The organism is Variovorax sp. DXTD-1, from assembly GCF_003984625.1.
Classification (GTDB): Bacteria; Pseudomonadota; Gammaproteobacteria; order Burkholderiales; family Burkholderiaceae_C; genus Variovorax.
The window spans coordinates 228,887-253,435 of the sequence record NZ_RWKH01000002.1 but is presented as its reverse complement, the minus strand read 5'-3'; the positions used below and the strand labels follow the sequence as shown (position 1 = coordinate 253,435).

General features: G+C 67.2%; 25 protein-coding genes and 1 tRNA gene. 21 read left to right on the top strand and 5 right to left on the bottom strand.

The window, feature by feature from the left end:
* Positions 1–13: 13 nt before the first annotated feature.
* The 8 genes from EJI00_RS03310 to fabG are packed head-to-tail and all read left to right on the top strand — an operon-like array spanning position 14 to position 8,543.
* Entirely contained in the window at positions 14–1,723 is a 1,710-nt protein-coding gene (locus EJI00_RS03310) for an AMP-binding protein (RefSeq protein ID WP_126746036.1), read from the top strand.
* Positions 1,723–2,721 carry an acyl-CoA synthetase gene (locus EJI00_RS03305; RefSeq protein WP_126746035.1) on the top strand — a complete coding sequence of 333 codons (999 nt, stop codon included), beginning with the start codon at positions 1,723–1,725 and terminating at the stop codon, positions 2,719–2,721. The genes EJI00_RS03310 and EJI00_RS03305 overlap by 1 nt, the downstream gene beginning before the upstream one ends.
* On the top strand, positions 2,693–3,340 hold the full coding sequence (locus tag EJI00_RS03300) for a LolA-related protein (protein WP_126746034.1): 648 nt from the start codon (positions 2,693–2,695) through the stop codon (positions 3,338–3,340). The genes EJI00_RS03305 and EJI00_RS03300 overlap by 29 nt, the downstream gene beginning before the upstream one ends.
* Positions 3,337–5,733 (top strand): MMPL family transporter, encoded by a 2,397-nt coding sequence (locus EJI00_RS03295; RefSeq protein ID WP_126746033.1) that lies wholly within the window; start codon positions 3,337–3,339, stop codon positions 5,731–5,733. Before EJI00_RS03300 ends, EJI00_RS03295 begins: the two co-directional genes overlap by 4 nt.
* Positions 5,733–6,575 carry a polysaccharide deacetylase family protein gene (locus EJI00_RS03290; protein ID WP_126746032.1) on the top strand — a complete coding sequence of 281 codons (843 nt, stop codon included), beginning with the start codon at positions 5,733–5,735 and terminating at the stop codon, positions 6,573–6,575. The genes EJI00_RS03295 and EJI00_RS03290 overlap by 1 nt, the downstream gene beginning before the upstream one ends.
* Complete coding sequence (locus EJI00_RS03285; protein WP_126746031.1) at positions 6,572–7,345, top strand: class I SAM-dependent methyltransferase; 774 nt, start codon at positions 6,572–6,574, stop codon at positions 7,343–7,345. The genes EJI00_RS03290 and EJI00_RS03285 overlap by 4 nt, the downstream gene beginning before the upstream one ends.
* Positions 7,342–7,815 (top strand): hydroxymyristoyl-ACP dehydratase, encoded by a 474-nt coding sequence (locus EJI00_RS03280; RefSeq protein WP_126746030.1) that lies wholly within the window; start codon positions 7,342–7,344, stop codon positions 7,813–7,815. Before EJI00_RS03285 ends, EJI00_RS03280 begins: the two co-directional genes overlap by 4 nt.
* On the top strand, positions 7,812–8,543 hold the full coding sequence (fabG, locus tag EJI00_RS03275) for a 3-oxoacyl-ACP reductase FabG (RefSeq protein ID WP_126746029.1): 732 nt from the start codon (positions 7,812–7,814) through the stop codon (positions 8,541–8,543). Before EJI00_RS03280 ends, fabG begins: the two co-directional genes overlap by 4 nt.
* A 13-nt stretch (positions 8,544–8,556) precedes the next feature.
* Here the strand turns inward: fabG and EJI00_RS03270 are convergent, their stop codons facing one another.
* Genes EJI00_RS03270 through EJI00_RS03255 form a run of 4 tightly spaced genes read right to left on the bottom strand, consistent with a single transcriptional unit; the run spans position 8,557 to position 11,953 of the window.
* Positions 8,557–9,333 carry a glycosyltransferase family 2 protein gene (locus EJI00_RS03270; protein ID WP_126746028.1) on the bottom strand — a complete coding sequence of 259 codons (777 nt, stop codon included), beginning with the start codon at positions 9,331–9,333 and terminating at the stop codon, positions 8,557–8,559.
* Complete coding sequence (locus tag EJI00_RS03265; RefSeq protein WP_260590437.1) at positions 9,300–10,103, bottom strand: 1-acyl-sn-glycerol-3-phosphate acyltransferase; 804 nt, start codon at positions 10,101–10,103, stop codon at positions 9,300–9,302. The genes EJI00_RS03270 and EJI00_RS03265 overlap by 34 nt, the downstream gene beginning before the upstream one ends.
* 31 nt (positions 10,104–10,134) lie before the next feature.
* A complete protein-coding gene (locus EJI00_RS03260; RefSeq protein WP_126746027.1) occupies positions 10,135–11,163 on the bottom strand; it encodes a Rid family hydrolase in 1,029 nt (342 codons plus the stop codon).
* 1 nt (position 11,164) lies between these two features.
* Positions 11,165–11,953: a class I SAM-dependent methyltransferase gene (locus EJI00_RS03255; protein ID WP_126746026.1), complete on the bottom strand. Its 789-nt coding sequence runs from the start codon at positions 11,951–11,953 to the stop codon at positions 11,165–11,167.
* Positions 11,954–12,069: 116 nt separating this feature from the next.
* Here EJI00_RS03255 and EJI00_RS03250 point away from each other — a divergent pair, with 116 nt between their 5' ends.
* From EJI00_RS03250 to rng, 8 genes are read left to right on the top strand one after another with little or no spacing between them, the layout of a single operon-like run.
* Complete coding sequence (locus tag EJI00_RS03250) at positions 12,070–12,795, top strand: YebC/PmpR family DNA-binding transcriptional regulator (protein ID WP_126746025.1); 726 nt, start codon at positions 12,070–12,072, stop codon at positions 12,793–12,795.
* A 28-nt stretch (positions 12,796–12,823) separates the two neighbouring features.
* Positions 12,824–14,122, top strand: a complete 1,299-nt coding sequence (gene purD, locus EJI00_RS03245) for a phosphoribosylamine--glycine ligase (RefSeq protein WP_126746024.1) — start codon at positions 12,824–12,826, stop codon at positions 14,120–14,122.
* Positions 14,122–15,039, top strand: coding sequence for an oxygen-dependent coproporphyrinogen oxidase (gene hemF, locus EJI00_RS03240; RefSeq protein WP_126746023.1), 918 nt, complete (start codon positions 14,122–14,124; stop codon positions 15,037–15,039). The genes purD and hemF overlap by 1 nt, the downstream gene beginning before the upstream one ends.
* Positions 15,036–15,662: a nicotinate (nicotinamide) nucleotide adenylyltransferase gene (gene nadD / locus EJI00_RS03235; protein ID WP_126746022.1), complete on the top strand. Its 627-nt coding sequence runs from the start codon at positions 15,036–15,038 to the stop codon at positions 15,660–15,662. Before hemF ends, nadD begins: the two co-directional genes overlap by 4 nt.
* The gene (gene rsfS, locus EJI00_RS03230; protein WP_126746021.1) at positions 15,662–16,327 is read left to right on the top strand and encodes a ribosome silencing factor; all 666 of its coding nucleotides are present in this window, start codon (positions 15,662–15,664) and stop codon (positions 16,325–16,327) included. Before nadD ends, rsfS begins: the two co-directional genes overlap by 1 nt.
* Positions 16,324–16,791 carry a 23S rRNA (pseudouridine(1915)-N(3))-methyltransferase RlmH gene (gene rlmH / locus EJI00_RS03225; protein ID WP_081270496.1) on the top strand — a complete coding sequence of 156 codons (468 nt, stop codon included), beginning with the start codon at positions 16,324–16,326 and terminating at the stop codon, positions 16,789–16,791. Before rsfS ends, rlmH begins: the two co-directional genes overlap by 4 nt.
* Positions 16,788–17,393, top strand: coding sequence for a Maf family protein (locus EJI00_RS03220; protein ID WP_126746020.1), 606 nt, complete (start codon positions 16,788–16,790; stop codon positions 17,391–17,393). The genes rlmH and EJI00_RS03220 overlap by 4 nt, the downstream gene beginning before the upstream one ends.
* Before the next feature lie 7 nt (positions 17,394–17,400).
* Entirely contained in the window at positions 17,401–18,927 is a 1,527-nt protein-coding gene (rng, locus tag EJI00_RS03215; RefSeq protein WP_126746019.1) for a ribonuclease G, read from the top strand.
* 15 nt (positions 18,928–18,942) lie between these two features.
* On the opposite strand, the gene msbA is transcribed toward rng, so the two are convergent.
* Positions 18,943–20,727: a lipid A export permease/ATP-binding protein MsbA gene (gene msbA / locus EJI00_RS03210; protein WP_126746018.1), complete on the bottom strand. Its 1,785-nt coding sequence runs from the start codon at positions 20,725–20,727 to the stop codon at positions 18,943–18,945.
* A 251-nt stretch (positions 20,728–20,978) separates the two neighbouring features.
* Between msbA and tolB the strand changes: the two genes are divergently transcribed.
* From tolB to EJI00_RS03185, 5 genes are all read left to right on the top strand, one after another.
* Positions 20,979–22,205 carry a Tol-Pal system beta propeller repeat protein TolB gene (gene tolB, locus EJI00_RS03205; RefSeq protein WP_221885022.1) on the top strand — a complete coding sequence of 409 codons (1,227 nt, stop codon included), beginning with the start codon at positions 20,979–20,981 and terminating at the stop codon, positions 22,203–22,205.
* A gap of 25 nt (positions 22,206–22,230) precedes the next feature.
* Positions 22,231–22,749 carry a peptidoglycan-associated lipoprotein Pal gene (gene pal / locus EJI00_RS03200; protein ID WP_126746016.1) on the top strand — a complete coding sequence of 173 codons (519 nt, stop codon included), beginning with the start codon at positions 22,231–22,233 and terminating at the stop codon, positions 22,747–22,749.
* Positions 22,749–23,498 (top strand): tol-pal system protein YbgF, encoded by a 750-nt coding sequence (ybgF, locus tag EJI00_RS03195; protein WP_126746015.1) that lies wholly within the window; start codon positions 22,749–22,751, stop codon positions 23,496–23,498. The genes pal and ybgF overlap by 1 nt, the downstream gene beginning before the upstream one ends.
* A 19-nt stretch (positions 23,499–23,517) precedes the next feature.
* Positions 23,518–24,354, top strand: coding sequence for a ThiF family adenylyltransferase (locus tag EJI00_RS03190; RefSeq protein ID WP_126746014.1), 837 nt, complete (start codon positions 23,518–23,520; stop codon positions 24,352–24,354).
* A 55-nt stretch (positions 24,355–24,409) separates the two neighbouring features.
* Positions 24,410–24,485, top strand: a tRNA-Lys gene (locus EJI00_RS03185).
* Positions 24,486–24,549: the final 64 nt, after the last annotated feature.

Below are 24,549 nucleotides of genomic sequence, written 5' to 3'. Positions count from 1 at the left end.
AGCAGGGCCCCGCGTGACCGCCGAAACCCGCCTGCTGCCGCTCATCACCAACCGGGACCTCGACGCGCCCCTGGCCTGGCGCGCCGGCGTGCCGGTGAGCACGCGCCAGTTCCTGGCCGACGTGGCCCGGTTCGCGCCGGTGCTCCCCGCAGAGGGCAAGGCCGTCAACCTGTGCGTCGACCGCTACGCCTTTGCCGTCAGCCTGGCGGCTGCGCTGGTGCGCGGCCATGCGAGCCTCTTGCCGCCCGACGCCCGGCCCGACACGCTCGCGCGGCTGCTCGACTCCGGTGGGTCGAATCTCTTCGCGCTGACCGACGATGTCGGCCTGGCCACCCCCGGCATGCCGCGCGTGCTGATCGAAGACCGGTCCAGCCCCGAAGGCGGCGCCGGCCTCGAGGTGCCGGCCGTGAGCAGCGGCATGCATGCCGTGAGCCTGCTGACCTCCGGCTCGACCGGCGTGCCCCAGCCGCACGCCAAGCGGTGGGAAACACTGGTCGGTGACGTCGCGGTGGCGGTGGAGCGGCTTGCCAGCCTGCTCGGGCGGCCATCGCTTGCGGGCCTGACGCTGGTCGCGACCGTGCCGGTTCAGCACAGCTACGGGCTGGAATCGTCGGTGCTACTGGCCATGTTGGGCGGTGCCGCGTTCGAAAGCGGAAGGCCGTTCTTTCCGGCCGACGTGGTGAAAACGCTGGCCTCGGTGCCGCGCCCCCGTGCGCTGGTCACCACGCCTTTCCACTTGAAGACGCTGCTGCTCTCGGGCATCGAGTTGCCGCCGGTCGACCTGATTCTTTCGGCCACCGCGCCGCTTTCGCCGCAACTGGCAGCCCAGGCCGAGCAGGCGCTCGGCGGCGTGCTGATCGAAATCTACGGCAGCACCGAATCCGGCCAGGTCGCCACCCGCCGCACCACGCAAAGCGAGGTCTGGGAGAACTTCGGCAACATTCGCGTGCATGCCGAGCCAGGCGAGGCCGACGGACCCGAGCGCTTTATCTTCAGCGGCGACTTCCTGCCCGAGCCCACGCCCATGGCCGACGTGCTCGAACTGCTCGATGCGCGCCGCTTCCGGCTGTTCGGCCGGGCCAACGACCTGATTCACGTGGCCGGGCGCCGCAGTTCGCTTGCGCATCTGAACTATCACCTCAACAGCATCGCCGGCGTTGAAGACGGCGCGTTCTGGCTCCCCGACGAAGTGGCCGACGGCGTGGTGCGCCCCGTGGCTTTTGTGGTGGCGCCCACGCTCTCGGGCGGCGAAATCATCGCGGCGCTGCGGCAGCGGCTGGAGCCGGTGTTTGTTCCGCGGCGGGTGGTGCAGGTCAAGGCTTTTCCGCGCGAAGGCACCGGCAAGCTCACCGTGCGCGCGCTGCGCGAATTCGCGCTTGCGCAGCTTGCGGGAGACGACACCCCGGTGGAGTTTGCCCATGCGGTGCCCGTTGACCACCCGGCCTTTGCGGGCCACTTTCCCGGTCAGCCGCTGCTCCCGGGCGCGCTGATACTGGCCGAGGTCATGGAGGCCGTGCAGCGGGTGCCGGCGCTGGTTGCTCGCCTGGGCGCCCATCCCACGCTCGCGGCTGCCAAATTTCTTGCGCCGGTGCGGCCGGGGGGCATGCTCTCCATCGAACTGCAACCCGAGGCGGGCGCCGCGCGCGGCGTGCGTTTCGACGTGCGCTGCGACGGCGTGGTGGCTGTCACCGGCCGCTGGACCGCGGCGCCAGGCTCCGCGTGATGAAGCACACCGAAGCCGAGACGCACGCCGTGAAAGAGGCGTCGCAGACGGGGCAGCGCGGCGACTGGGCGCGTGCCCCGGAGCGCAGCAACATGCTGGCCCTGCGCTTCATCTGCATGATGGCGCTGGTTTGCGGGCGCCACGTCACGCGGCTGCTGCTGCCGCCGATCAGCCTGTACTTTCTCTTGTTTGCGCCCGCGCCGCGCCGCCACATCAAGCGCTACCTGTTCAGGGCCATCGGGCCGCACGCCGGATGGACCGACGGCTATCGTCTGCTGCACGCCTTCGCGTCGACGGTGCTCGACCGCGTGTATTTCCTTCGCGGGCGCATGGATCTGTTCGACGTGAGGGTCAAGGGTAACCTTCCGCTCGAAGCCGAGGCGCTGAAAGGCCGCGGCGCCTTTCTGATGGGCGCGCACGTCGGCAGCTTCGAGGCGCTGGGCGCCTGCAAGCACAAGAGCGAGCACAAGCACGACCTGCGCCTGGCGATGCTGATGTACCCCGACAACGCGCAGCGCATCACCGCCATTCTCAACGCCATCAGCCTGCCCGGACTGCGGCCTCACGTGATCGCGCTGGGCCGGCCGCATTCGATGCTCGCGCTGCGCGACTGGCTCGACAACGGCGGACTCGGCGGCATGCTCGTCGACCGCACCTTGCCGGGCAGCGAGGACCAGCCTGCGCAGCAGCGCGGCAGCACCATCGTGCTGCCGTTCCTGGGCCAGCCGGCGAGCTTCGACGACGGCCCGTTTCGCCTCGCGGCGCTGCTGCGGCGCAAGGTGTTCTTCATGGCCGGCCTCTACGGCGGCGGTGCGCGCTACGATGTCCAGTTCGACCTGCTGGCCGACTTCAGCGAACGCGCATCCGACCCCGCCGAGCGGGAACGCCGCATCCGCGCGGCAGTCGAAGCCTACGTGGCGCACCTTGAAGCGCTGTGCCGCGCCTACCCCTACAACTGGTTCAATTTTCATGATTTCTGGCTCGAAGATTCGGTTTGACTGGCTTTGCAGGAGCCTGCTGCTGGCACTGGCCTGCTGCGCCGCGCCGGCGTGGGCTTTCGACCTGCCCGAGCTGATGGGCCTGCTCTCGAAGCAGAAAAGCGGGGAGGCCCGTTTCACCGAGCAGCGCTTCGTGCACGGCCTGGAAGGCCCGCTCGACGCGCGCGGCACGCTGAGCTTCGAGGCGCCCGACAAGCTGGTGCGGCGCACTCTCTCGCCGCGCGTCGAAACCATGGCGGTCGAAGGCAACACGCTCACGCTCTCGCGCGGTGGCCGCAACCGCACGCTCACTCTCGACAGCATGCCCGAGCTGCTCGGCTTGGTCGAAGCCATGCGCGGCACGCTGACGGGCGACGGCACCACGCTGCAGCGCTATTTCCGCAGCACCGTGGGCGGCTCGGCCAGCAACTGGACGCTCGACCTCACGCCCATCGACAGCCGCCTGGCGGCGCAGATGCGCAGCATCCGCATCTCGGGCCGCGCCAGCGAAGTGCTGGGCCTCGAAATGGAATTCGTCGGCGGCGACCGCTCGGTAATGAACATCACGCCCGAGCGCGCGGGCGCCGCTCCCGTGGCTCCCTCTGCGCCAGCGGGCGCTGCCGGGCGCACCACGCCGTGACCGGGCGCGAGACCGCGGCAGGCCCGCCGAGCTGGCAGCGCCGCGCGTTGGTGCTGCTGGTGTGGGCGCTGGTCCTGATCGGCGGCGGGCTGCAGATCGCGCGTACGCAATTCAGCGCCGACCTTTCGGCTTTCCTGCCCAAGAGCCCCGACGTGCGGCAGCAGGTGCTCATCGAGCAACTGCAAAGCGGTGTGGCCTCGCGCACGCTGCTGCTCGGCATCGAGGGCGGCGTCAGCGTGGAGCAGCGTGCCGCGGTGTCCCGCGCTGTGGCCAAGGCCATGCGCGAAAGCAAGCTGTTCGACCTGATCCAGAACGGCGACACCGGCGACTGGACCGAAGCCGGAACCTGGGTCTTCGAGCACCGCTACCAGCTCTCGCCGGGCGTCAGGCCCGAGCAGTTCACGGTCGATGGATTGCGCGACGCAATCAACGAAACGTTGTCGATGCTGGGCACGCCGGCCGGCAACGTGATCAAGCCCTTGCTCGATCGCGACCCCACCGGAGAAACGCAGCGCATTGCCGTGGACCTGGCGCCGGCCAGCGCGCCGCGTACCGAGGGCGGCGTGTGGATGTCGCGCACCGCGCCGCGCGCGCTCATGATCGCCACCACGCGCGCCGCGGGCAGCGACCTCGACGCACAGGCCGCGGCCATTGCGCGCGTGCATGCGACCTTCGATGCTGCAACGCGCGGCATGGGTGAGGCCGGGCCCAAGCTGCTGCTCAGCGGCCCGCCGGTGTTCTCGGTGCTGAGCCGAGACAAGATCAAGACCGAAGCGATTCACCTTGCGATCGTGGGCGGCATCGTGATGGGCGGGTTGCTGCTGCTGGCGTTCGCCTCGCCGCGCGCGCTGGTCATCGCGTTTTTGCCCGTGGCCACGGGCGTGGTCATCGGCACCGCCGCGGTGAGCGTGGTGTTCGGCTCCGTGCACGGCATGACGCTGGGCTTTGGCAGCACGCTGATCGGCGAGACGGTCGACTACGCGATCTACTACCTCATTCAGGCGCGCGGCGCGGCCGTGGCCGGCACCGGCTGGGCAAGGTGGCGCGACGTGCATTGGCCTACTGTGCGGCTCGGGCTGCTCACGTCGGTGTGCGGGTTTGCGGCGCTGGTGTTCTCTGGCTTTCCAGGCCTCGCGCAACTGGGCGTTTTCTCGATTGCGGGGCTTGTGGCCGCCGCACTCGCCACGCGCTATGCGTTGCCCATGCTCGCGCCGGACGGCGCCACCGGCATGGGCATGCGCAAGTACATGGCGCGCGGCGCCGGCCTGCTGGTTCGCGGCCTGCCGCGACTGCGCTGGGTGCTGGCGGGGCTCGGCGTCGCGGCGCTGGGGCTGGTCATCTGGCAGGGCGGCCATCTCTGGCGCGCCGACCTTGGCGCGATGAGCCCGGTGCCCAAGTCGGCCCAGCAGCTCGACGAAATGCTGCGCGCAGACATCGGTACCGGCGACGGCAGCACGCTGGTCGTGGTCTACGGTGCCGACGAAGAGGCTGCGCTGCGCAATACCGAGGCGGCCGCGGCACGGCTCGAGGCGCTGGTCGACAAGGGAGAGCTCGGCGGCTTCGAAACCGTGACGCGCGTGCTCCCGAGCGTGGCGACCCAGACGGCGCGCCTGGCCAGCCTGCCGGACGGCGAGACCCTGCGAACCCGGCTGGCCGAGGCCACGCAAGGGTCGCCGTTGCCCGCCACGCGCCTCGGCCCCTTCCTGGTCGAAGTCGAAGCCGCGCGCAAGCTGGCGCCCGTGCGGCGCGCCGACCTGAAGGACGGCCCGCTCGGTTCGGTCGTCAACACGCTCATGTACCAGCGCCCGGGCGGCGGCTGGTCGACGCTGCTGGTTCTGCATCCGGGCCCGAAGTTCGATGCAGGGCGGCTCGAAGCGGCGCTCGCCGGTGCGCCTGAAGTACAGGTGGTCGACGTGGGCCGCGAACTCGCCGGGCTCTATCAGCGCTACCTGCACGAGGCCTTCGTGCAGGTACTGCTCGGCGCATTGGCCGTGGTGGTGCTGCTCGGCATCTACCTGCGTTCGGGCAAGCGCCTGCTCGCGGTGTGCCAGCCGCTGGTGGTTGCGGTGGTGCTCACGCTCGGCGGCATGGCCGTGCTGCAGGTGCCGCTGGGCATCCTGCACCTGGTGGGGCTGCTGCTGATCGTCGCGGTCGGCTCCAACTACGCGCTGTTCTTCGACCAGTTGCGCGTGGCGGGCCGGGCCGACGAAGACACGCTGGCCTCGCTGATGCTGGCCAACGTGACCACCGTGGTGTCTTTCGGGCTGATCGCGATTTCGGACATTCCGGCGCTGTCGTCGATCGGCCGCGTGGTTGCGCCGGGTGCCCTGCTGGCGCTGCTGCTCTCGGCCGCCTTCGCGAGCCGGATGGCGCCGCCGCCCACGCGCGGCTGATGGGAAAATCCCACGCCATGTCATCCGCATCCACCGCACCGTCTGAATCGTGGCCCTGGCCGCCGGCCATTCGCGCGAGCGCGGCCGTGCACGTGGTCGCCATTGGCGCGGGCGCGCTGGTGCCGGGGGCGATGCCCTGGGCCATCGGCGCCGTCGTGCTGAACCATGCGCTCATCACCGGCGCGGGGCTCACGCCGCGCAGCAGTCTTCTGGGGCCCAACGTCACGCGCCTGCCCGAGGCGGCCGGCGCCCGGCGCGAAGTGGCCATCACCGTCGACGACGGCCCCGAGCCCGAGGTCACGCCCCGGGTGCTCGACCTGCTGGACGTGCATGGCCAGCGTGCCACCTTCTTCTGCATTGCCGAGCGCGTGCTTGCGCATCCGGCGCTCGCGCGCGAGATCGTGGCACGGGGCCACAGCATTCAGAACCACACCGCGCGGCATCGGCACAATTTTTCTTTTCTCGGGCCGCGCGGCTTTGCGAGCGAGATCGCACGGGCGCAAGAAATCCTGACGGAAATCACGGGCCAGCGCCCGACCTGTTTCCGTGCACCGGCCGGCCTGCGCAACCCGTTCCTCGAGCCGGTGCTGCACCGCCTCCGCCTTTCGCTCGTGAGCTGGACCCGCCGGGGCTTCGACACGCGCGAAGGCGATCCCGCCAAGGTCATGGCGCGCCTTGCCCGCAACCTGCAGGCGCGCGACATCCTGCTTCTGCACGACGGCAACGCCGCGCGCACCCCTGAAGGAAACCCAGTGTTGTTGGAGGTATTGCCCTTGTTGCTCGAACGCCTGCGCGCCGAAGGCCTCAGCGCCGTCACCTTGCCCGAGGGCCTGAAGCGATGAGCGCGGTGCTGCCTTCTTCGACCGGCACGACCGATAGCGCATGGCGCGAACTGCATGAGGCCGCCACCGTTCCCTACAAGAAGGGCGGCAGCTTTGCCTGGCACTTCGCGCGCGGCAAGCTGGGGCGCGACCCGGTGTTTCGCGGTCTGCTCGAGCGCGGCTTGATCGGCGCGGAGCATCGCCGCGTGGTCGACATCGGCTGCGGGCAGGGGCTCTTCGCGAGCCTGCTCGCATCGATGAGCCAGATGCAGGCACGGGGCCGCTGGCCGGCTTCGTGGAAGCCGACGCCGGCGGCGGCCGAATACACCGGCATCGAGCTGATGCCCAAGGACGTGGCACGTGCCGAGGCCTCCATCGGCCACCTGCAACCGGCACCGAAGCTGGTCTGCGCCGACATGTGCTCGGCGGCGCTGCCGGACTGCGACCTGGTCGTGATCCTCGACGTGCTGCACTACGTGAACATCGAGGCGCAGGACGGCGTTCTGCAGCGCGTGCGCGATGCATTGCAGCGCGGCGGCAACCCGAACGCACGGCTGCTGCTGCGCGTGGGCGATGCATCGAGCAAGCGCGGCTTTGCCATCAGCCAGTGGGTCGACCGCACGGTAACGCGCATCCGCGGCCACAAGGTGTCGCCTACCTGGGGCCGTCCGCTGGCCGATTGGATCGCGGGGCTGCAGCGGCTGGGTTTCAGCGTGCAGAGCATGCCCATGAGCGAAGGCACGCCCTTTGCCAACGTGCTGCTGGTGGCCGACCTGGAGCCTTCCGCGTGACAACGGCCCCCCAAACGCTCGACCGTGCGGGTATTGCGCAGCGCATTCCGCACAGCGGCAGCATGTGCCTGCTCGACCGCCTCGACCGCTGGGACGCCGAGTCCATCCACTGCAGCACCCGCACCCATGGGCAGCCGGACAATCCGCTGCGCACCGCGGGCGGCCTGCTCGCGCCCAGTGCCATCGAATACGCCGCGCAGGCGATGGCGCTGCACGGCGGTCTGCTGGCCGCCGAAGGAAGCACGCCGTCGGCCGGCTTTCTGGCGAGCGCGCGCAACGCGCGCTTCTCGGTCGCGCGGCTCGACGACGTTGCCGGCGCGCTGCAGGTGCAGGCACGGCGCCTCTCGGGCGACACGAACCAGATCCTCTATGAATTCGCGGTGAAGGACAGCGACGGCCTCATGCTGGCCGAAGGCCGCGCCGTGGTGGTGCTGAACACGCCGCTGGTAACCGGAGCGACCACCTCATGAGTCTTGAAGGAAAACGCGCACTGATCACCGGTGCCAGCGGCGCATTGGGCGCCGCCATGGCCGAGCGCCTGGCGCGCGACGGCGCAACGGTGCTGCTGCACGCCAACTCGCGTCCCGAAGCGGTGGAGCAGTTGGCGGCCACGATTGCGGCCGCGGGCGGCAAGGCCGAGTGCCATGTGTTCGATTTGCGGAGTGATGAAGCCTGCCGCGTGGCGTGCGAGCGCATGCTCGAAGACGGGGCGATCCAGATCGTCGTGAACAACGCCGGCGTGCACGACGACGCAGTGCTGCCCGGCATGCGCGCCGAGCAGTGGCACAAGGTCATCGACATTTCGCTCAACGGCTTCTTTCGCGTGACGCAGCCGCTGCTGCTGCCGATGATGCGCACGCGTTGGGGCCGCGTGCTCAATATCTCGTCCGTCTCGGCGCTGACCGGCAACCGCGGACAGGTCAACTATGCCGCCGCCAAGGGTGCGCTCAACAGTGCGACCAAGGCGTTGTCGCTCGAAGTGGCGTCGCGCGGTGTCACGGTCAACGCCATTGCGCCGGGCATCATCGCGTCGCCCATGGCCGACGCAACCTTCGACCCCGCCATGGTCAACCAGATGGTCCCGATGAAGCGCGCCGGAACGCCGCAGGAAGTGGCGGCGCTGGCTTCGTTCCTGGCCAGCGACGAGGCGGCCTACATCACAGGGCAGGTGATTTCGATCAACGGCGGAATGATTTAACCGCCCGTGTTCGTCAGGGCTGAAAGGGCGGCAAGCGCCGCGCCTTGCGCCACAGCAGCGCGGGCAGCCGCAAGACGAACTCGACCATCAGCCGCGTGTGCATCCACGTCAGCAGCACGTTGTCGCGCCCATAGCGGAAGTGCGAAACCCCGCCTTCCTCGGCGGTCAGGTATTTCACCGGCGCATCGATGTTCACGGGCTTGACGCCGCGCCAGGCCAGCCGCACGACCGCTTCGGTGTCGAAGTCGAAGCGGCGCATCCACGGCTGCCGCGCCATCACGGCGATCAGGTCGGCCACCGGGTACACGCGAAATCCGTAGAGCGAATCGCCGACGCCGGCGAACAGGGTTTCGAGCTGGGTCCAGCCGTTGGACACGCGCCTTCCGCGCACGCGCAGCAGCGGGGCGGAGGCATCGAACACCGGGCGCCCGAGCACCATGGTTTCAGGCCGCGCCTGCGATGCGGTCATGAAAGAGGGAATCAGGTCGGCCGGGTGCTGGCCGTCGGAATCCATGGTCAGCGCATGCGTGAAGCCGGCCTCGCGTGCCGCGCGCAGGCCATGCAGCACGGCCGCGCCCTTGCCCCGGTTGTGCGGCAGCAGCCAAACGCGCAGGCCCGGGTCGCTGGCGGCCATTTGCTGCAGGCGCTCGCCGGTGCCGTCCGTGCTGCCGTCCACCACCACCCACACGGGGTTCCATTGGGCGCGCGCCGCTTCGACGGTCGAAAACAGGCGTTCGCCCGTGTTGTAGCTGGGGATCAGGACAAGGTGTGTGCGCGAGGCGTCTGGCATGCGGGGAACGCGTCGGTGGCGCGCTGTTCCATGTTTTGGCGAAAATATTGTTCCAGCTCCGATTGCAGCACGTGGCTGTCCTGCAAGGGCGCAAACCGCTCGCCCAGCCGCAGCTTGAAGACAATGGGCAGCGGCGGCACGCGCCACAGCGGCCAGCCTTTGCTGAGGTACGGCGAATCGGTTTCGATGAACACGGTCTGGATGGGTGCCTGCGCGAGCTTGGCAATCAGTGTCACGCCGTGTCCGAAGGGATTGAGCGGCGGCGTTACCGTGCGCGTGCCTTCCGGAAAAATGACCAGCTGCCCGCCGTTGCGGAGGTCTGCCACGGCCAGGCGCACCATGGTGCGCGCCGATTCGTTGCTGATGTAGCGCGCAAGACGCGCACCCGCGCCAAGAAAGATGTTGCGCAGCAGGTCGGCCTTCATGATGCAGGCGCTGCGCGGCAGCCGCGCCACCAGCAACAGCGCATCGAGCATCGTGGGGTGGTTGGCAACGAAGATCACGCCGGGCTCGCTGCGCATCGGGTCGAGGCAGCTCGCATCGATGCGCATCATCCCGGTCACCGAGGCCAGGCCCCAGAACATGCGGTAGGCAAGGGCGATGGTCAGGCGGCCCAGCTTGCGTGCGGGTGCCTCCGGCATCACCGGATAAAGCAGCATGGCGACGAAGTTCCAGGCCAGCGAAATCAGGCCCAGAAACAGCAGCAGCGCGTAGAGCATCAACGCGAGCGGAATGGTCGTGAGAATGCGCAGCACGCGGGTCATCGACATCTCGTCGGTCCGGTCGAATCGCAACAACGGGTCAGGCCCGCAGGCAACCCGGCGCGACGGCATGGGCTTCGATCTCCACCAGCAGGTCGCTGCGGCAGATGTCCGCCTCCAGGTAGACCGCATGGCGAATCATCGGCGCGTCGGCGCCCAGCGCGTTCTCGAGCACGCTGCGCACCGCGTCGGTGTCGGCCGGACGGCGCACATAAACCACGCAGTCGAGCATGGCGAGCGAAAACGTGGCCGTGACCTGGCTGTTGGCCGCCGCGATCACCGCCTCGAGGTTGCGCAGCGTTTCGCGCGTTTGCTCCAGCACGTCTCCCTGGTGAACGGTTTCGTGGCCCACGATGCTCGCGGTGCCCGAGATGAAAAGCGCCACGTCGCCATTGCCGACATCCGCCAGCGCGGCGCGCGAAAAGGTGGGCGAGCGCGGGCCGTAGGTTTCGGGATAGCGGTAGGCCGAAACCTGGCGCGGATTCTCGACCGGCACGGGCGCCGTTTGCCCGGCCAGGAACCGAATGGACAACGCGCCCTGGTGAATGCCCAGCGCACACGCCGCAGGGGCGCCTTCGAAGGCAGCGCGGCCGGCCTCGAAAAACGCTTCTTGCCGACCGAGGTTGAACTGGCGGTATCGCTCCAGCCCGCCGCCGTCGGCATTGATCTGCGGCAGGTAGTTCCAGATGCGCAGCAGGTGCGGCGTGGCGGCGTGGTCGAGCGTCTTGAAGAGGTCGCGGTAGGCGCTGTGCGCGATTTCGGCGAGGTTCTGTTTTTCCGCGGATTCGTCGATGTCGATGGCGCCGAGCAGCCAGTGGCCGTTGCTGCGCCAGCGTGCGATGCCGGTGGTGCCCGATTGGACCTGCCCGCCGTTCACGTGCCACACGTCGGCCATGGCGCCCTGCGGGGAAAGCACACGCGCGTTGACGGTCGGCATCCATGCCAGCCCGTGCGGCGTGCCGTAGCCGAGCGCCGCAAAAGGCGCGGTGCCGTTGGCGGTCAGCGCAAGGCTGTCGGACAGTGAAAGGCGCTCGACGCGCAGATGAGAAATTTCGCCCTGTACTCGCACGTCAGCCGGCCTCGACGGTGTTTTCTGGCTTGCGGGCCATGTATTCGGAAAAAACGCCCAGGCTCGCATGCCGCCGCACTTCGGTGAACCCCGCGGCGCGCAATGCCTCCAGCACGCGCTCGGGCGGAATGCAGGCTTCGATGGTGTCCCAGTAGTAGCGCCACAGCTCCGAGGTGTTGCTGCGGCGGCCGACGACGCGGGCAATCAACGGCACCACAGCGCGCATGTAGCCCTTGAGCAGGGCGGTGGCGATGCGGCCCTGCGGCTTGGTGATTTCGAGCACCACCAGGCGTCCGCCGGGGCGCAGCACGCGGTGGAACTCGCTGAACGCGGCAGCCACGTCGCTGATGTGGCGCATGGCGTAGCCCATGCTCACGAAGTCGCAGCTGGCATCGGGCCGGGGCAGCGATTCCGCCACGCCCGGAACCAGTTCCACGCCCGGCAGATTGATCTGTTCCATCATTCCCACGCTGGGATCGACGCCCACCAGCTTGCCCGTCGGGCCGATGATCTTGAGCGCCTCGCGCGCGACCAGCCCGGTGCCGATGCCGACGTCGAGCACCTGCGCGCCCGCAACGAGGCCGGCCTGCGTCAGCGCGGCCCGCCGGTATGCCGGACCAGTGCCGAAGGCGAGCACGCTTTCGATGCGGTCGTAGTCGGCGGCGGTGCTGTCGAAGATGCGGCGCAGGAATGCCTGGTGCTCCGCCTCGTTCTTGTAATACAGGGGCAAGGGGGTGTGCGGCGGCAGGATGGCCGGATTCCCGGGAGCAACAGAAGGCGATGGCGTCATCGAAGGATTATCACCAAAAGACCTGGCCGCTTTGGCGCCGCCGCCCGGGCCGTTGTGTGCGCCGGACAGTAAACTCGGAGCCTGCTTTGAAAACACAGGATTGCGAGAAAGAAGTCATGGCCGGACATAGCAAATGGGCAAATATTCAGCACCGGAAGGGCCGCCAGGACGAGAAGCGCGGCAAGCTCTGGACGCGCGCCATTCGCGAAATCACGGTGGCCGCCCGCACTGGCGGTGGCGACCTCAGTGCTAACCCCCGGTTGCGGCTGGCGGTGGAAAAAGCCAAGGCCGTCAACCTGCCGATCGACACCGTCAAGCGCAACATCGACAAGGCCACCGGCAACCTCGAAGGCGTGAATTACGAAGAAATTCGTTACGAGGGGTACGGAATTGGCGGCGCGGCAATCATCGTCGACACCATGACCGACAACCGCGTGCGTACCGTGGCCGAAGTGCGCCACGCATTTTCCAAGCACGGCGGCAACATGGGCACCGAAGGCTCGGTGGCCTTTCAATTCAAGCACTGCGGCCAGATCATCTTTGCGCCCGGCACCGATGAAGACAAGGTGATGGAGCTCGCGCTCGAAGCCGGCGCCGAAGACGTGGTGACCGACGACGACGGCGCCATCGAGGTGCTCACCGCCGTCGGGGACTTTGAAGCCGTGAAGAACGCGCTGGAAGCCGCCGGGTTGAAGCCCGAGGTGGCCGAGGTCACCATGCGGCCTGAAAACACCGTCGAAATAACCGGCGAAGACGCGGCCAAGATGCAGAAGCTGCTCGATGTGCTCGAAGACCTGGACGATGTCCAGGAGGTCTATCACAACGCAGCGCTTTCCGAATGAACGACATACAGCGAATGAAGGCCTGCGAATGAAGGTACTGGTAATTGGAGGAGGGGGCCGCGAACACGCCTTGGCGTGGCGCCTGGCGCAGGCCAACCGGGTCAGCCGCGTGTATGTGGCGCCGGGCAACGGTGGCACCGTGAGCGACGAGCGCTACGACTGCATCGACATCACCGAGCCCGCCGCGCTGCGCGAGTGGGCCATGAAGGAAAAGATCGCTCTGACCGTGGTCGGCCCCGAGGCGCCATTGGCTGCCGGCGTGGTGGATGAATTCCGCGCGCACGGCCTGCGCATCTTCGGCCCCACGCAGGCCGCGGCGCAGCTCGAAAGCTCCAAGGCGTTTTCGAAGGCGTTCATGAAGCGCCACAAGATTCCCACGGCCGAGTACGAAGCCTTTACCGATGCGGCCGCGGCCCACGCGTACATCGATGCCAAGGGCGCGCCCATCGTCGTCAAGGCCGACGGCCTGGCCGCGGGCAAGGGCGTGGTGGTGGCCATGACGGCGCAGGAAGCCCACGAGGCGGTCGACTTCATGCTGGTCGACAACAAGTTCGGCGTGTCCCACAACGACGGCGGCGCGCGCGTCGTCATCGAAGAATTCCTGCAGGGCGAGGAAGCCAGCTTCATCGTGCTGTGCGACGGCAAGAACGTGACCGCGCTGGCCACCAGCCAGGACCACAAGCGCCTGCTCGACAACGACGAAGGGCCCAACACCGGCGGCATGGGCGCCTATTCGCCCGCGCCCGTGGTCACGGCCGAGGTGCACGCGCGTGCCATGCGCGAGATCATCCTGCCGACGATCCGCGGCATGGAAAAAGACGGCATTCCGTACACCGGCTTTCTCTACGCCGGCCTCATGATCGATCCGTCGGGCCACCCCAAGACGCTCGAGTTCAACTGCCGCATGGGCGACCCCGAGACGCAGCCGATCATGATGCGGCTCAAGTCCGACCTGTTCGAAGTGTTCTGGCACGCGACCGACGGCACGCTCGACCAGGTCGAGCTGCAATGGGATCGGCGCGTGGCGCTGGGTGTGGTGATGGCGGCGCACGGCTACCCGCTGTCGCCGCGCAAGGGCGACCGCATCACGGGCATTCCGGCCGAGGCGCCCGATGCCGTGGTGTTCCATGCCGGCACCACGCAGCAAGACGGCGAACTGAAGACCAGCGGTGGCCGCGTGCTTTGCGTCACCGTATTGGCGGACAGCGTGAAGCTCGCGCAGCAGCGGGCTTATGAAGTGGCGGCGCGCATCAACTTCGACGGCGCGCAGTACCGCAAGGACATCGGGTACCGCGCGGTTCACGCGCGCAACAACCCGCAGGCTTGATGCAGCAGACCAATCCGGCGGCGGTCGGCGACTACCTGCGCGGCCTCCAGCAGCAGATCGTCGAAGCGGTAGAAGCGGCGGACGGCGGCGCCTGCACGCGCGATGCCTGGCAAAAGGAACCCGGAGAAAGCCTGCAGGGCCACGGCCTTACCTGCATTCTCGAAGGCGGAGATCTGTTCGAGCGCGCGGGCTGCGGTTTCTCGCAGGTGCGCGGGCCCAGGCTGCCTCCATCGGCCACGCAGAACAGGCCTGAACTTGCTGGCGCTCCCTTCGAAGCCATGGGCGTTTCGCTGGTGTTCCATCCGCGCAACCCTTACGTACCCATCGTTCACATGAACGTGCGCATGCTGGCCGCATTGCCCGAAAGCAAGGACCCGGTGTGCTGGTTCGGCGGGGGCATGGACCTGACGCCTTGCTACGGCTTCGAGGAAGACGCGGTGCACTTTCACACCGCATGCCGCGATTCGCTCGCTGCATTCGGCGACGACAAATACCCGCGCTTCAAGACGTGGTGCGACGAGTATTTCTTTCTGAAGCACCGCAATGAGCAGCGCGGCATCGGCGGCATCTTTTTCGACGACTTTGCCGAAGACGGCTTCGAGAACGGTTTTGCCATGCTGCGTTCCGTGGGTGACGGTTTTCTGCCGGCCTACCTGCCGATCGTCGAGCGGCGCCGCGGCACCCCGTGGGGCGAGCGCGAGCGGGCGTTCCAACTCTATCGGCGCGGGCGGTACGTCGAGTTCAACCTGGTGTGGGACCGCGGCACGCATTTCGGGCTGCAATCGGGGGGACGCACCGAATCGATCCTGCTGTCGATGCCGCCGCTTGCGAGCTGGGCCTATCGCCAGCAACCCGAACCGGGCAGCCCCGAAGCCGCGCTGTACAGCGACTTCATCGTGCGGCGCGACTGGTTGTGAGTTTTTCCGGCGCTCCGCGCATCGGCGTGTTCGGCGGCGCATTCGATCCGCCTCACAACGCCCACGTGGCCTTGGCCGAAGCAGCGCTTTCGCAGCTTGGCCTGGCCGAACTGTACGTCATTCCCACCGGCCAGGCCTGGCACAAGAGCCGCACGCTCACGCCGGCGCAAGACCGTCTTGCGATGGCGCGGCTGGCATTTGCAGGGCTCGCGGGCACCGTGGTGGTCGACAGCCGCGAAGTGTTGCGCGACGGCCCCACCTACACGCTCGATACCCTGCATGAGTTGCGGAATGAACAACCCGGTGCGCAACTGGTCTTGATCATGGGCGCCGACCAGGCCACCGCCTTGCCCACATGGCATGGCTGGCAGGCTATACTCGGCATTGCTATTGTTTCTGTAGCGTATCGCGCACTATCGACGGGCGGCATTGCTCGTTTTGATCCGAAAATGCTGCCCGGCCTTCCCGCTGGCGCACGTTTCGAAGCGCTCGAATTGCCGGCCATGGACACCAGCGCCACCGAAATCCGGCGGCGCGCGGCGCTTGGCGAGGACATTTCCTCGCTGGTTCCGCCCGCCGTTGCACGCTATATTGACCAACACCACCTTTACCGCCCTGCCTGATGACCACTGAAGCCGCCGCCAAGAAAGACACCCAGAAACTCCAGCGAGCCATCATCGATGGACTCGAAGACGTCAAGGCGCAGGACATTCAGGTTTTCGACACAGAGCATCTTTCGCCGCTGTTCGAGCGCGTGATCGTTGCCTCGGGCACCTCCAACCGCCAGACCAAGGCGCTGGCCGCGAGTGTTCGCGACGCGGTGCGCGAGGCCGGCTTCGGCAAGCCGCGCATCGAGGGCGAGGACAACGGCGAGTGGATCATCGTGGACTGCGGCGCGGCCGTGGCGCACATCATGCAGCCCGCCATCCGCCAGTACTACCACCTCGAAGAGATCTGGGGCGACAAGCCCGTGCGCGCCAAGCTCGGCGGCACCAAGCCGGCCCTTGCAACCGCCGCCAAGGTGACCGAGGAGAAGAAGCCCGTCGCCGCCAAGATGCCGAACCTGCGCCGCACCAGCGCGGCCAAGACCGCCATCCGCGCGGCCGAGCAGGAAGCCAAGGCCGAGAAGGCCAGCCGGAGCCCGGCGAAGAAAACCGCCGCCAAGAAGGCGCCCGCCAAGAAGACCACGACCGCGCGCGTGCCGGTCAAGGTCGTCGGCAAGCCCGCCGCGAAGAAGCCCGCGGCAAAGAAGGCGCCTGCCAAGAAGGCGCCAGCGCGCCGCGCATGAAGCTCCTGGTGGTCGCCGTCGGGCAGCGCATGCCCGACTGGGCGCAGACTGCCTGGGACGACTACGCCAAGCGCTTCCCGCCGGAACTCAAGCTTGAGCTGCGCGCGGTCAAGACCGAACCCCGCGGCTCCAAGTCGCTCGAAACGCTTTACGCCGCCGAACGCGAGCGCATCGAAGGCGCCATTGCCAGGGGCATGCGCATCGTGGTGCTCGACGAGCGCGGCACCGCGCTCACCACCAAGGCACTGGCCGCGCGCCTGCAAAGCTGGCAAGGCGAGGGCGACGATGTGGCGCTCGTCATCGGCGGGCCCGACGGGCTCGACCCGGCTTTCAAGGCCGCGGCGCATGAACGCATTCGCTTGTCCGACCTGACCCTGCCGCACGCCATGGCGCGCGTGCTGCTGGTCGAGCAGCTGTACCGGGCCTGGTCCGTCAACGCGGGCCATCCGTACCACCGGGAATGACACCAGACTTCATCTATCTCGCGTCGCAGAGCCCGCGCCGTGCCCAACTGCTCGGCCAACTTGGCGTTCGCCACGAACTGCTGCTTGCCGGCCCTGACGAAAACGCCGAATCGCTCGAAGCGGCGTTGCCCAACGAATCGCCCACTGCCTATGTGCAGCGCGTCACGGCGCTCAAGCTCGATGCCGCCGTTGCGCGGCGCAAGCGCCTCGGCCTGGCCGATGCGCCGGTGCTCTGCGCAGACACCACGGTCGCGCTCGGCCGCACCATCCTCGGCAAGCCCGACGACGCACGCGATGCCGAGCGCATGCTCGCGCTCCTGTCCGGCAGCACCCACCGCGTGCTGACGGCCGTAGCGCTGCAGCACGGCCGCCGCCGCCATGCGGCGCTCAGCGTTTCGCGCGTGCGCTTCGCGGCCATCGGCAAGAAGCAGATCGCGCGCTATGCCGCAAGCGGCGAGCCGCTCGGCAAGGCAGGCGCCTATGCAATTCAAGGGGCGGCGGCTGCGTTCATCGAACACATCAGCGGGTCCTATTCGGGCATCATGGGACTCCCGATGTTCGAGACCGCGCAGCTTCTTCGCAGCGCCGGTTTCAATACCTGAGAACTCCATGCAAGACATCCTGATCAACTGGTCCCCGCAAGAGACCCGTGTGGCGCTGGTCGAGCACGGCGCCGTGCAAGAGCTGCACATCGAGCGCACGCTGGAGCGCGGGCTGGTCGGCAACATCTACCTGGGCAAGGTTTCGCGCGTGCTGCCGGGCATGCAGTCGGCCTTCATCGACATCGGCCTGGAGCGCACGGCCTTCCTGCATGTGGCCGACATCGTGGCGCCGTTCACGCCGGGCTCGCGGCCGAGCGCGCCGGCGCCTGACCGCGACCATCGCAACGGCGGGCCGATGGTGCCCATCGAGAAGCAGGTGTTCGAAGGCCAGTCGCTGCTGGTGCAGGTGATCAAGGACCCGATCGGCACCAAGGGCGCGCGGTTGTCGACGCAGATCAGCATTGCGGGCCGGCTGCTGGTGTTTCTGCCGCAGGACAACCACATCGGCGTTTCGCAAAAAATTCCTTCGGACCAGCGCGAATCGTTGCGCGCCCGCATGCTGGCGCTGATAGAGGCTGCCGCGGCGGCCGACAGCGGCGGCGTGGTGCCGGCCAACACGGGCGGCTTCATCCTGCGCACCAATGGCGAAGATTCGTCCGATGCCGAACTGGCCGAAGACATTGCCTACCTGCGCAAGACCTGGTCGCGCATTCGCGAGGCATCGGGCAAGGTGCCGCCCATGTCGCTGCTGCACCAGGACTTGAGCCTGCTGCAGCGCGTACTGCGCGACATGACGAGCGAAGACACGCAGACCATCCGCATCGACTCGCGCGAGCAGTTCGAGGTGCTGCTCAAGTTCGGGCTCGAATACATGCCGCAGGCGGCCGGCAAGCTGCAGCATTACAAGGGCGAGCGGCCGATCTTCGATCTCTATTCGGTCGACGAGGAAATTGCGAAAGCACTGGGTCGGCGGGTCGATCTCAAGTCGGGCGGCTACCTCGTGGTGGACCAGACCGAGGCGCTCACGACGGTGGACGTGAACACCGGCGGCTTCGTCGGCGCGCGCAACTTCGACGACACCATTTTCAAGACCAACCTCGAAGCGGCGCAGGCGATTGCGCGGCAACTGCGGCTGCGCAACCTGGGCGGAATCATCATTGTCGACTTCATCGACATGGGGCGCGACGACCACCGCGAGCAGGTGCTGGCCGAGTTTCGCAAGCAGCTTGCGCGCGACCGCGTCAAGACCACCGCCGGCGGCTTCTCGCAGCTCGGGCTGGTCGAGATGACGCGAAAGCGCACGCGCGAATCGCTGGCGCATATGCTGTGCGAGCCATGCGCGGCGTGCGGCGGGCAAGGCATCGTGAAGACGGCGCGCAGCGTGGCCTACGACGTGATGCGAGAGATATTGCGCGAGGCGCGGCAGTTCACGCCACGCGAATTCCGCATCGTCTCGTCGCCGCAGGTGATCGAACTCTTTCTCGATGAAGAAAGCCAGCATCTGGCGGGCTTGAGCGACTTCATCGGCAAGCCGATTTCATTGCAGGCCGAGCCCGCCATCGGACAAGGGCAATACGACATCGTATTGCTCTGACCCGAAGGCCTCGGTTCAGAGCGTCGGGTCTTGCCCCGGCGTTGCACTGCGCACGGCCAGCGTCTGCAGGCGCGCATAGAGCCCGTCGAGCGCCATCAGCTGTTCATGGCTGCCTTGCTCGGCAATGCGGCCTTTTTCCATCACGATGATGCGGTCGGCATGCTGGATGGTCGAGAGCCGGTGCGCCACGATCAGCGTGGTGCGGTTTTGCATCAGCCGCTGCAGAGCGTCCTGCACCAGCCGCTCCGATTCGGTGTCGAGCGCGGAGGTGGCTTCGTCGAGCAACAGGATGGGCGCGTTCTTGTAGAGCGCGCGCGCAATGGCCAGGCGCTGCCGCTGGCCGCCCGAAAGCTGCGTGGCGTTGTGGCCGAGCACGGTGTCGATGCCCTGTGGCAGGCTCTCCACATGGCTGGACAGGTTCGCCGCCTCTATGCACTGCTGCACCCGGTCGCGATCGATTTCGGAGCCCAGCGCCACGTTGGCGGCCAGCGTGTCGTTGAGCATCACCACGTCCTGGCTCACCATGGCGAACTGCGCGCGCAGGCTCTTGAGCTCCCATTCGGCGGTGTCGTGCCCGTCGAGCAGCACCTGCCCGCCGCTCGGCAGCACGAAGCGCGGCAACAGGTTGACCAGCGTGGTCTTGCCCGAGCCTGAGGGGCCGACGAAAGCCACCACTTGCCCGGGCTCGATGGCAAGGCTCACGCCGTCGAGCGCACGGGCTTCGTCTTCACCGCGGTAGCTGACCACCGCATCGCGCAACTCGATGCGGCCTTGCGCCCGTTCGATGCGGAAGCTGCCTTGCGGCTCGGGGGACACGTCGTCGATCAGCACCAGGCCGCGCTCGAGGGCGGCCAGGCCGCGAGTGATCGGCGCGGCCATGTCCGCGAGGCGGCGGATGGGCGCAATCAGCATCAGCATGGCGGTGATGTAGGCCACGAAACCGCCCACCGTGAGGCCTTGCTCGCCGCTTTGCCAGAGCGCAATCATCACCACCACCGACAGCGCAAGCGAGGCCATCATCTGCGTGAGCGGCGTGGTGGCAGCCTGCGCAATGGTCGACTTCACGGCCAGCCGATTCAGGCGCTGGCTCAACTGCTCGAAGCGTTCGCCTTGCGCTTCTTCGGCGCCGTGCAGCCGCACCATGCGGTGCGCGAGCACGTTTTCTTCCACCACATAAGCCAGCTCGTCGGTTGCTTGCTGGCCTTGCTGCGTCAGGCGATAGAGGCGCTTGGAGAACACCTTCATGATCCACGAGATGCTCGGCACCAGGAAGGCGACGATGAGCGTGAGCTTCCAGTTCAAGTAGACCAGGTAGGCGAGCAGCGCAACCAGCGTGAAACCGTCGCGCGAAAGCCCGAGCAGCGCCTGCACCAGCAGCATGGAGCCGGTCTGGACCTCGTACACCACGGTGTTGGAAAGCGCACTGGCCGATTGCCGCGAGAACAAGGCCAGTTCGGCCCCGAGCAGCCGCTGGAACAACACGCGCCTCAGCCGCTGCATGCCTTCGTTGGCGATGCGCGAGAGCGCATATTGGGAAATGAACTGCGCAATGCCGCGCACCGCAAACAGCAGCAGCACGGCAGCGGGCACCATCCAAAGCGCCAACTGGCCGCGGTTGAATCCGCGGTCGAGCAGCGGCTTGAGAAGGGCCGCCATCAAGGGCTCGGTAATGGCGGCCATCAGGGCGCCGACGATCCCGACGGCCCACCAATGGCGTGAGCCGCCGAACCAGGTCATGAGGCGCGCCAGCCGGCGAGTCAGGGGAAGGCGGGCGGTCTCACTGCCGGGGGATGCTTGCATGGCGGCGGATTCTACGGGGCGCCCAAACAGGCCTTCAGCAAGGTGCCATGTAGGACCGCGCCGCCCAATACACGTTTTGTGACGGCACGATCAAACCAGTGTGTAACATGTGGCCCGTCGCATCGGGTAGAACTTTTTTCCCCGAAACATCTCCGAACCGCATGAACAAGCCGTTGCCAGTTTCCATTCCAACTCCTTCTTCATCGTTTTTTGCACGCCGCGGTCTTGTCGCGGCTCTTGCTGCAACTCCCATGCTGCCCGCGCTCGCCCAGTTCCGGGTCGAGGTGTCGGGCGTCGGGCTGACGCAGCTGCCCATCGCGCTGGTCCCGTTCAAGGGACAGGACGCTTCGCCCCAGAAAATTTCCGAGATCGTGAAGGCCGACCTCGAGCGCAGCGGCCAGTTCCGCGGCGTCGATGCTTCCGGCCAGGCGCTCGACGAAGGCTCGCGGCCCGACCTCGCGCTGTGGCGCCAGCGCACCGCGGATTCGCTGGTGGTCGGCAGCGTCACGCGGCTGGGTGACGGCCGCTTCGACGTGCGCTTTCGCCTGTGGGACGTGGTGCGCGGACAAGATCTCGGCGGCCAGAGCTACACCGTTCCGCAGGGCGACCTGCGGCTCGCGTCGCACCGCATTGCAGACTACGTCTACGAAAAGCTGACCGGCGACAAGGGCATCTTCTCGACCCGCATTGCCTACGTGACCAAGGGCGGCAGCCGCTATTCGCTATGGGTGGCAGACGCCGACGGCGAGAACGCGCAGGCCGCGCTCGCGAGCCCGGAACCGATCATTTCGCCCGTGTGGTCGTCCAACGGCCAGCAACTCGCGTATGTGTCGTTCGAGTCGCGCAAGCCCGTGGTGTACGTGCACAACGTGGCCAGTGGCCAACGCCGCTTGCTCGCGAACTTTCGCGGCTCCAACAGCGCCCCGGCATGGGCGCCCGACGGCAACTCGCTGGCCGTCACGCTCAGCCGTGACGGCGGCTCGCAGCTCTACACCATTGCGGCCACCGGCGGCGAGCCGCGACGCCTGACCCAGAGCGCCAGCATCGACACCGAGCCTGTCTACTCGGCCGACGGCAGCACGATCTACTTCGTGAGCGACCGCGGCGGTGCGCCCCAGATCTACAAGATGAGCGCCGGAGGCGGCGCGCCGACCCGGGTCACCTTCAGCGGCACCTACAACATTTCTCCTTCTGTCAGCGGTGATGGTCGGTGGTTGGCCTACATCTCCCGCGTTGGCGGTGCGTTCAAACTCCACGTGATGGAGTTGGCAACCGGCAATGTCTCGGCCATCACCGACACCTCGGCAGACGAGAGCCCAAGCTTTGCCCCCAATAGCAAGTTGATCGTCTACGCAACGCACCTGCAAGGTCGCGAAGCGCTCATGACGACCACGCTGGACGGAAAAATCAAGGCACGGCTGGCGGGGCAGGCGGGAGACATTAGAGAACCGGACTGGGGTCCGTTTCAAAAGCAATGACCAAGGTTTATTTGAGGAGTACCCAATGTTGAAACGTACGATTTATTCGCTGGCCATCGTGGCTCTGATTGCCGGTTGCTCGTCGGGCACCAAGCTCAACGACACACCGGTGACCGACCGTTCCGGAACCGCCGGCAGCCAGCAAGGTGGCGCGAGTTCAGTCGCCCCCGTCTCCATCGATTCCACCGCCGGTACCGCGCAGGGCCCGGTCGGTATCGAGCGGATCGTGTATTTCGACTATGACAGCTACACGGTGAAGCCGGAGTTCCAGTCGATCATCGACGGCCACGCACGCTTCCTCAAGGCCAACCCGCAGCGCCGTGTTTCCATCGAAGGCCACACCGACGAGCGCGGCGGCCGCGAGTACAACCTTGCACTGGGCCAGAAGCGTTCCGAAGCCGTTCGCCGCTCGCTGACGCTGCTGGGCGTGAACGATGCCCAGATCGAAGCCGTGAGCTTCGGCAAGGAAAAGCCGGCGGTGCAGGGCTCGGGCGAAGACGTCTGGGCCCAGAACCGCCGCGCCGAAATCCGCTACACCCGGTGATGCAACACGCTCTATTGCGAGGCGCGGCACTGGCTGCCGCCTTGCTCTGCGTTTCGGCAGGCTCGCAAGCCGCGTTGTTCGAGGATGACGAGGCGCGCCGCGCCATCCTCGACCTGCGGCAGCGTGTCGAGGCCATGCGCCAGCAGACCGACCAGCGGCTGACCGATGAAAACGGCCAGTTGCGCCGCAGCCTGCTCGACCTGCAGAACCAGATCGAGCAGATGCGGGGCGATCTTGCGCGCATGACCGGCCAGAACGAGCAGCTGCAGCGCACGCTGAGCGAAATGCAGTCCCGCCAGAGCACCATCGACGACCGGCTGAAGCAGACCGAGCCGACGAAGGTTTCCGTGGACGGCCGCGAGTTCACCGCGGACCCCAAGGAAAAGGCCGACTTCGATGCCGCGCTCGGCATCTTCCGTGCGGGGCAGTTCGCGCAGGCGCAAACCGCCTTCGCCGAGTTCGTCAAGCGCTACCCGCAAAGCGGCTACAACGCCTCCGCGTTGTTCTGGCTCGGCAATGCGCAGTACGCCACGCGCAACTACAACGAGGCCATTGCGAACTTCCGCTCCATGCTGTCGCTCGCGCCCGACCACGCCAAGGCTCCCGAGGCCGTGCTGTCGATCGCCAATTGCCAGATCGAGCTGAAGGACACGCGCGCCGCGCGCCGCACGCTGGAAGACCTGACCAAGGCCTATCCGCAATCCGAAGCGGCCCAGGCGGGCCGCGAGCGCCTCTCGCGCCTGCGTTGAAGCCGGCGGAGCACTCCGCTTGAATGCAACCCTTCCAGAAGCATTGAACGCCGCCGCGGCTGTCGTCACCGACACCGCGGCGCCTGACTTTGCGCGCCGCTTCGGCGGCCTCGAACGCCTTTATGGCGTGGCGGGTGCCGCGCGCATCCGCAACGCCCATGTGCTTGTTGTCGGCATCGGCGGAGTCGGCTCCTGGACGGTCGAAGCCCTGGCGCGCAGCGGAGTGGGGCGGCTGACGCTGATCGACCTCGACCACGTCTCGGAGTCGAACATCAACCGCCAGATCCACGCGCTCGATTCGACGGTGGGACAAGCCAAGGTCGAGGCCATGCGCGATCGCATTGCGCAGATCAACCCCGAGTGCAAGGTGTTCGCCATCGACGAATTCGTCGAGCCCGGCAACTGGACTGCGCTGCTGGATGCGTCGCAGGCCGAGAACGGGCCCGCAACCGCCGTCATCGATGCATGCGACCAGGTGAAGGCCAAGCTCGCGATGGCGGCATGGGCACGCGCATCGCGCGCCGCCTTCGTCACCGTGGGTGCGGCCGGCGGCAAGCGGCAGGCGCACAAGGTCGACATCGACGACCTTTCGCTCGTCACGCACGACCCGCTCCTGGCTCAGCTGCGCCAGCGCCTGCGCAAGGAACACGGCGCACCGCGCGAAGGCCGAAAGATCGGCGTGGCGTGCGTCTTCAGCCGCGAAAGCGTGGCACCGCCCGATGCCTCCTGCGCCATCGAAGGCGACGGCTCGCTCAATTGCCATGGTTACGGTTCCGTGGTGAGCGTGACGGCCACATTCGGCCAATGCGCGGCAGGTTGGGTTCTCGACAAAATCGCGAGCAACGTCGCGCTATAATCTTTGGCTTTGCCGGATTCAACTCTGGCAAGGAAGCAAGAAAGAAAATGGTTCCGGGACGTTAGCTCAGTTGGTAGAGCAGCGGACTTTTAATCCGTTGGTCACTGGTTCGAATCCAGTACGTCCTACCAGAACCTCAGAGCACGCCGAATAAGGGTTTGGTGCTCTAACTTTCGTAGCGCTATTTGCCTGTGG

Coding starts and splice junctions, on each gene's coding strand:
- pal (WP_126746016.1), top strand. CDS start 22,231: ATGTTGAAACGTACGATTTATTCGCTGGCCATCGTGGCTCTGATTGCC.
- rng (WP_126746019.1), top strand. CDS start 17,401: ATGCAAGACATCCTGATCAACTGGTCCCCGCAAGAGACCCGTGTGGCG.
- tolB (WP_221885022.1), top strand. CDS start 20,979: ATGCTGCCCGCGCTCGCCCAGTTCCGGGTCGAGGTGTCGGGCGTCGGG.
- fabG (WP_126746029.1), top strand. CDS start 7,812: ATGAGTCTTGAAGGAAAACGCGCACTGATCACCGGTGCCAGCGGCGCA.
- EJI00_RS03300 (WP_126746034.1), top strand. CDS start 2,693: ATGATTTCTGGCTCGAAGATTCGGTTTGACTGGCTTTGCAGGAGCCTG.
- EJI00_RS03270 (WP_126746028.1), bottom strand. CDS start 9,333: ATGCCAGACGCCTCGCGCACACACCTTGTCCTGATCCCCAGCTACAAC.
- EJI00_RS03265 (WP_260590437.1), bottom strand. CDS start 10,103: ATGTCGATGACCCGCGTGCTGCGCATTCTCACGACCATTCCGCTCGCG.
- ybgF (WP_126746015.1), top strand. CDS start 22,749: ATGCAACACGCTCTATTGCGAGGCGCGGCACTGGCTGCCGCCTTGCTC.
- EJI00_RS03305 (WP_126746035.1), top strand. CDS start 1,723: ATGAAGCACACCGAAGCCGAGACGCACGCCGTGAAAGAGGCGTCGCAG.
- msbA (WP_126746018.1), bottom strand. CDS start 20,727: ATGCAAGCATCCCCCGGCAGTGAGACCGCCCGCCTTCCCCTGACTCGC.
- EJI00_RS03255 (WP_126746026.1), bottom strand. CDS start 11,953: ATGACGCCATCGCCTTCTGTTGCTCCCGGGAATCCGGCCATCCTGCCG.
- EJI00_RS03285 (WP_126746031.1), top strand. CDS start 6,572: ATGAGCGCGGTGCTGCCTTCTTCGACCGGCACGACCGATAGCGCATGG.
- hemF (WP_126746023.1), top strand. CDS start 14,122: ATGCAGCAGACCAATCCGGCGGCGGTCGGCGACTACCTGCGCGGCCTC.
- EJI00_RS03220 (WP_126746020.1), top strand. CDS start 16,788: ATGACACCAGACTTCATCTATCTCGCGTCGCAGAGCCCGCGCCGTGCC.
- purD (WP_126746024.1), top strand. CDS start 12,824: ATGAAGGTACTGGTAATTGGAGGAGGGGGCCGCGAACACGCCTTGGCG.
- EJI00_RS03250 (WP_126746025.1), top strand. CDS start 12,070: ATGGCCGGACATAGCAAATGGGCAAATATTCAGCACCGGAAGGGCCGC.
- rlmH (WP_081270496.1), top strand. CDS start 16,324: ATGAAGCTCCTGGTGGTCGCCGTCGGGCAGCGCATGCCCGACTGGGCG.
- rsfS (WP_126746021.1), top strand. CDS start 15,662: ATGACCACTGAAGCCGCCGCCAAGAAAGACACCCAGAAACTCCAGCGA.
- EJI00_RS03290 (WP_126746032.1), top strand. CDS start 5,733: ATGGGAAAATCCCACGCCATGTCATCCGCATCCACCGCACCGTCTGAA.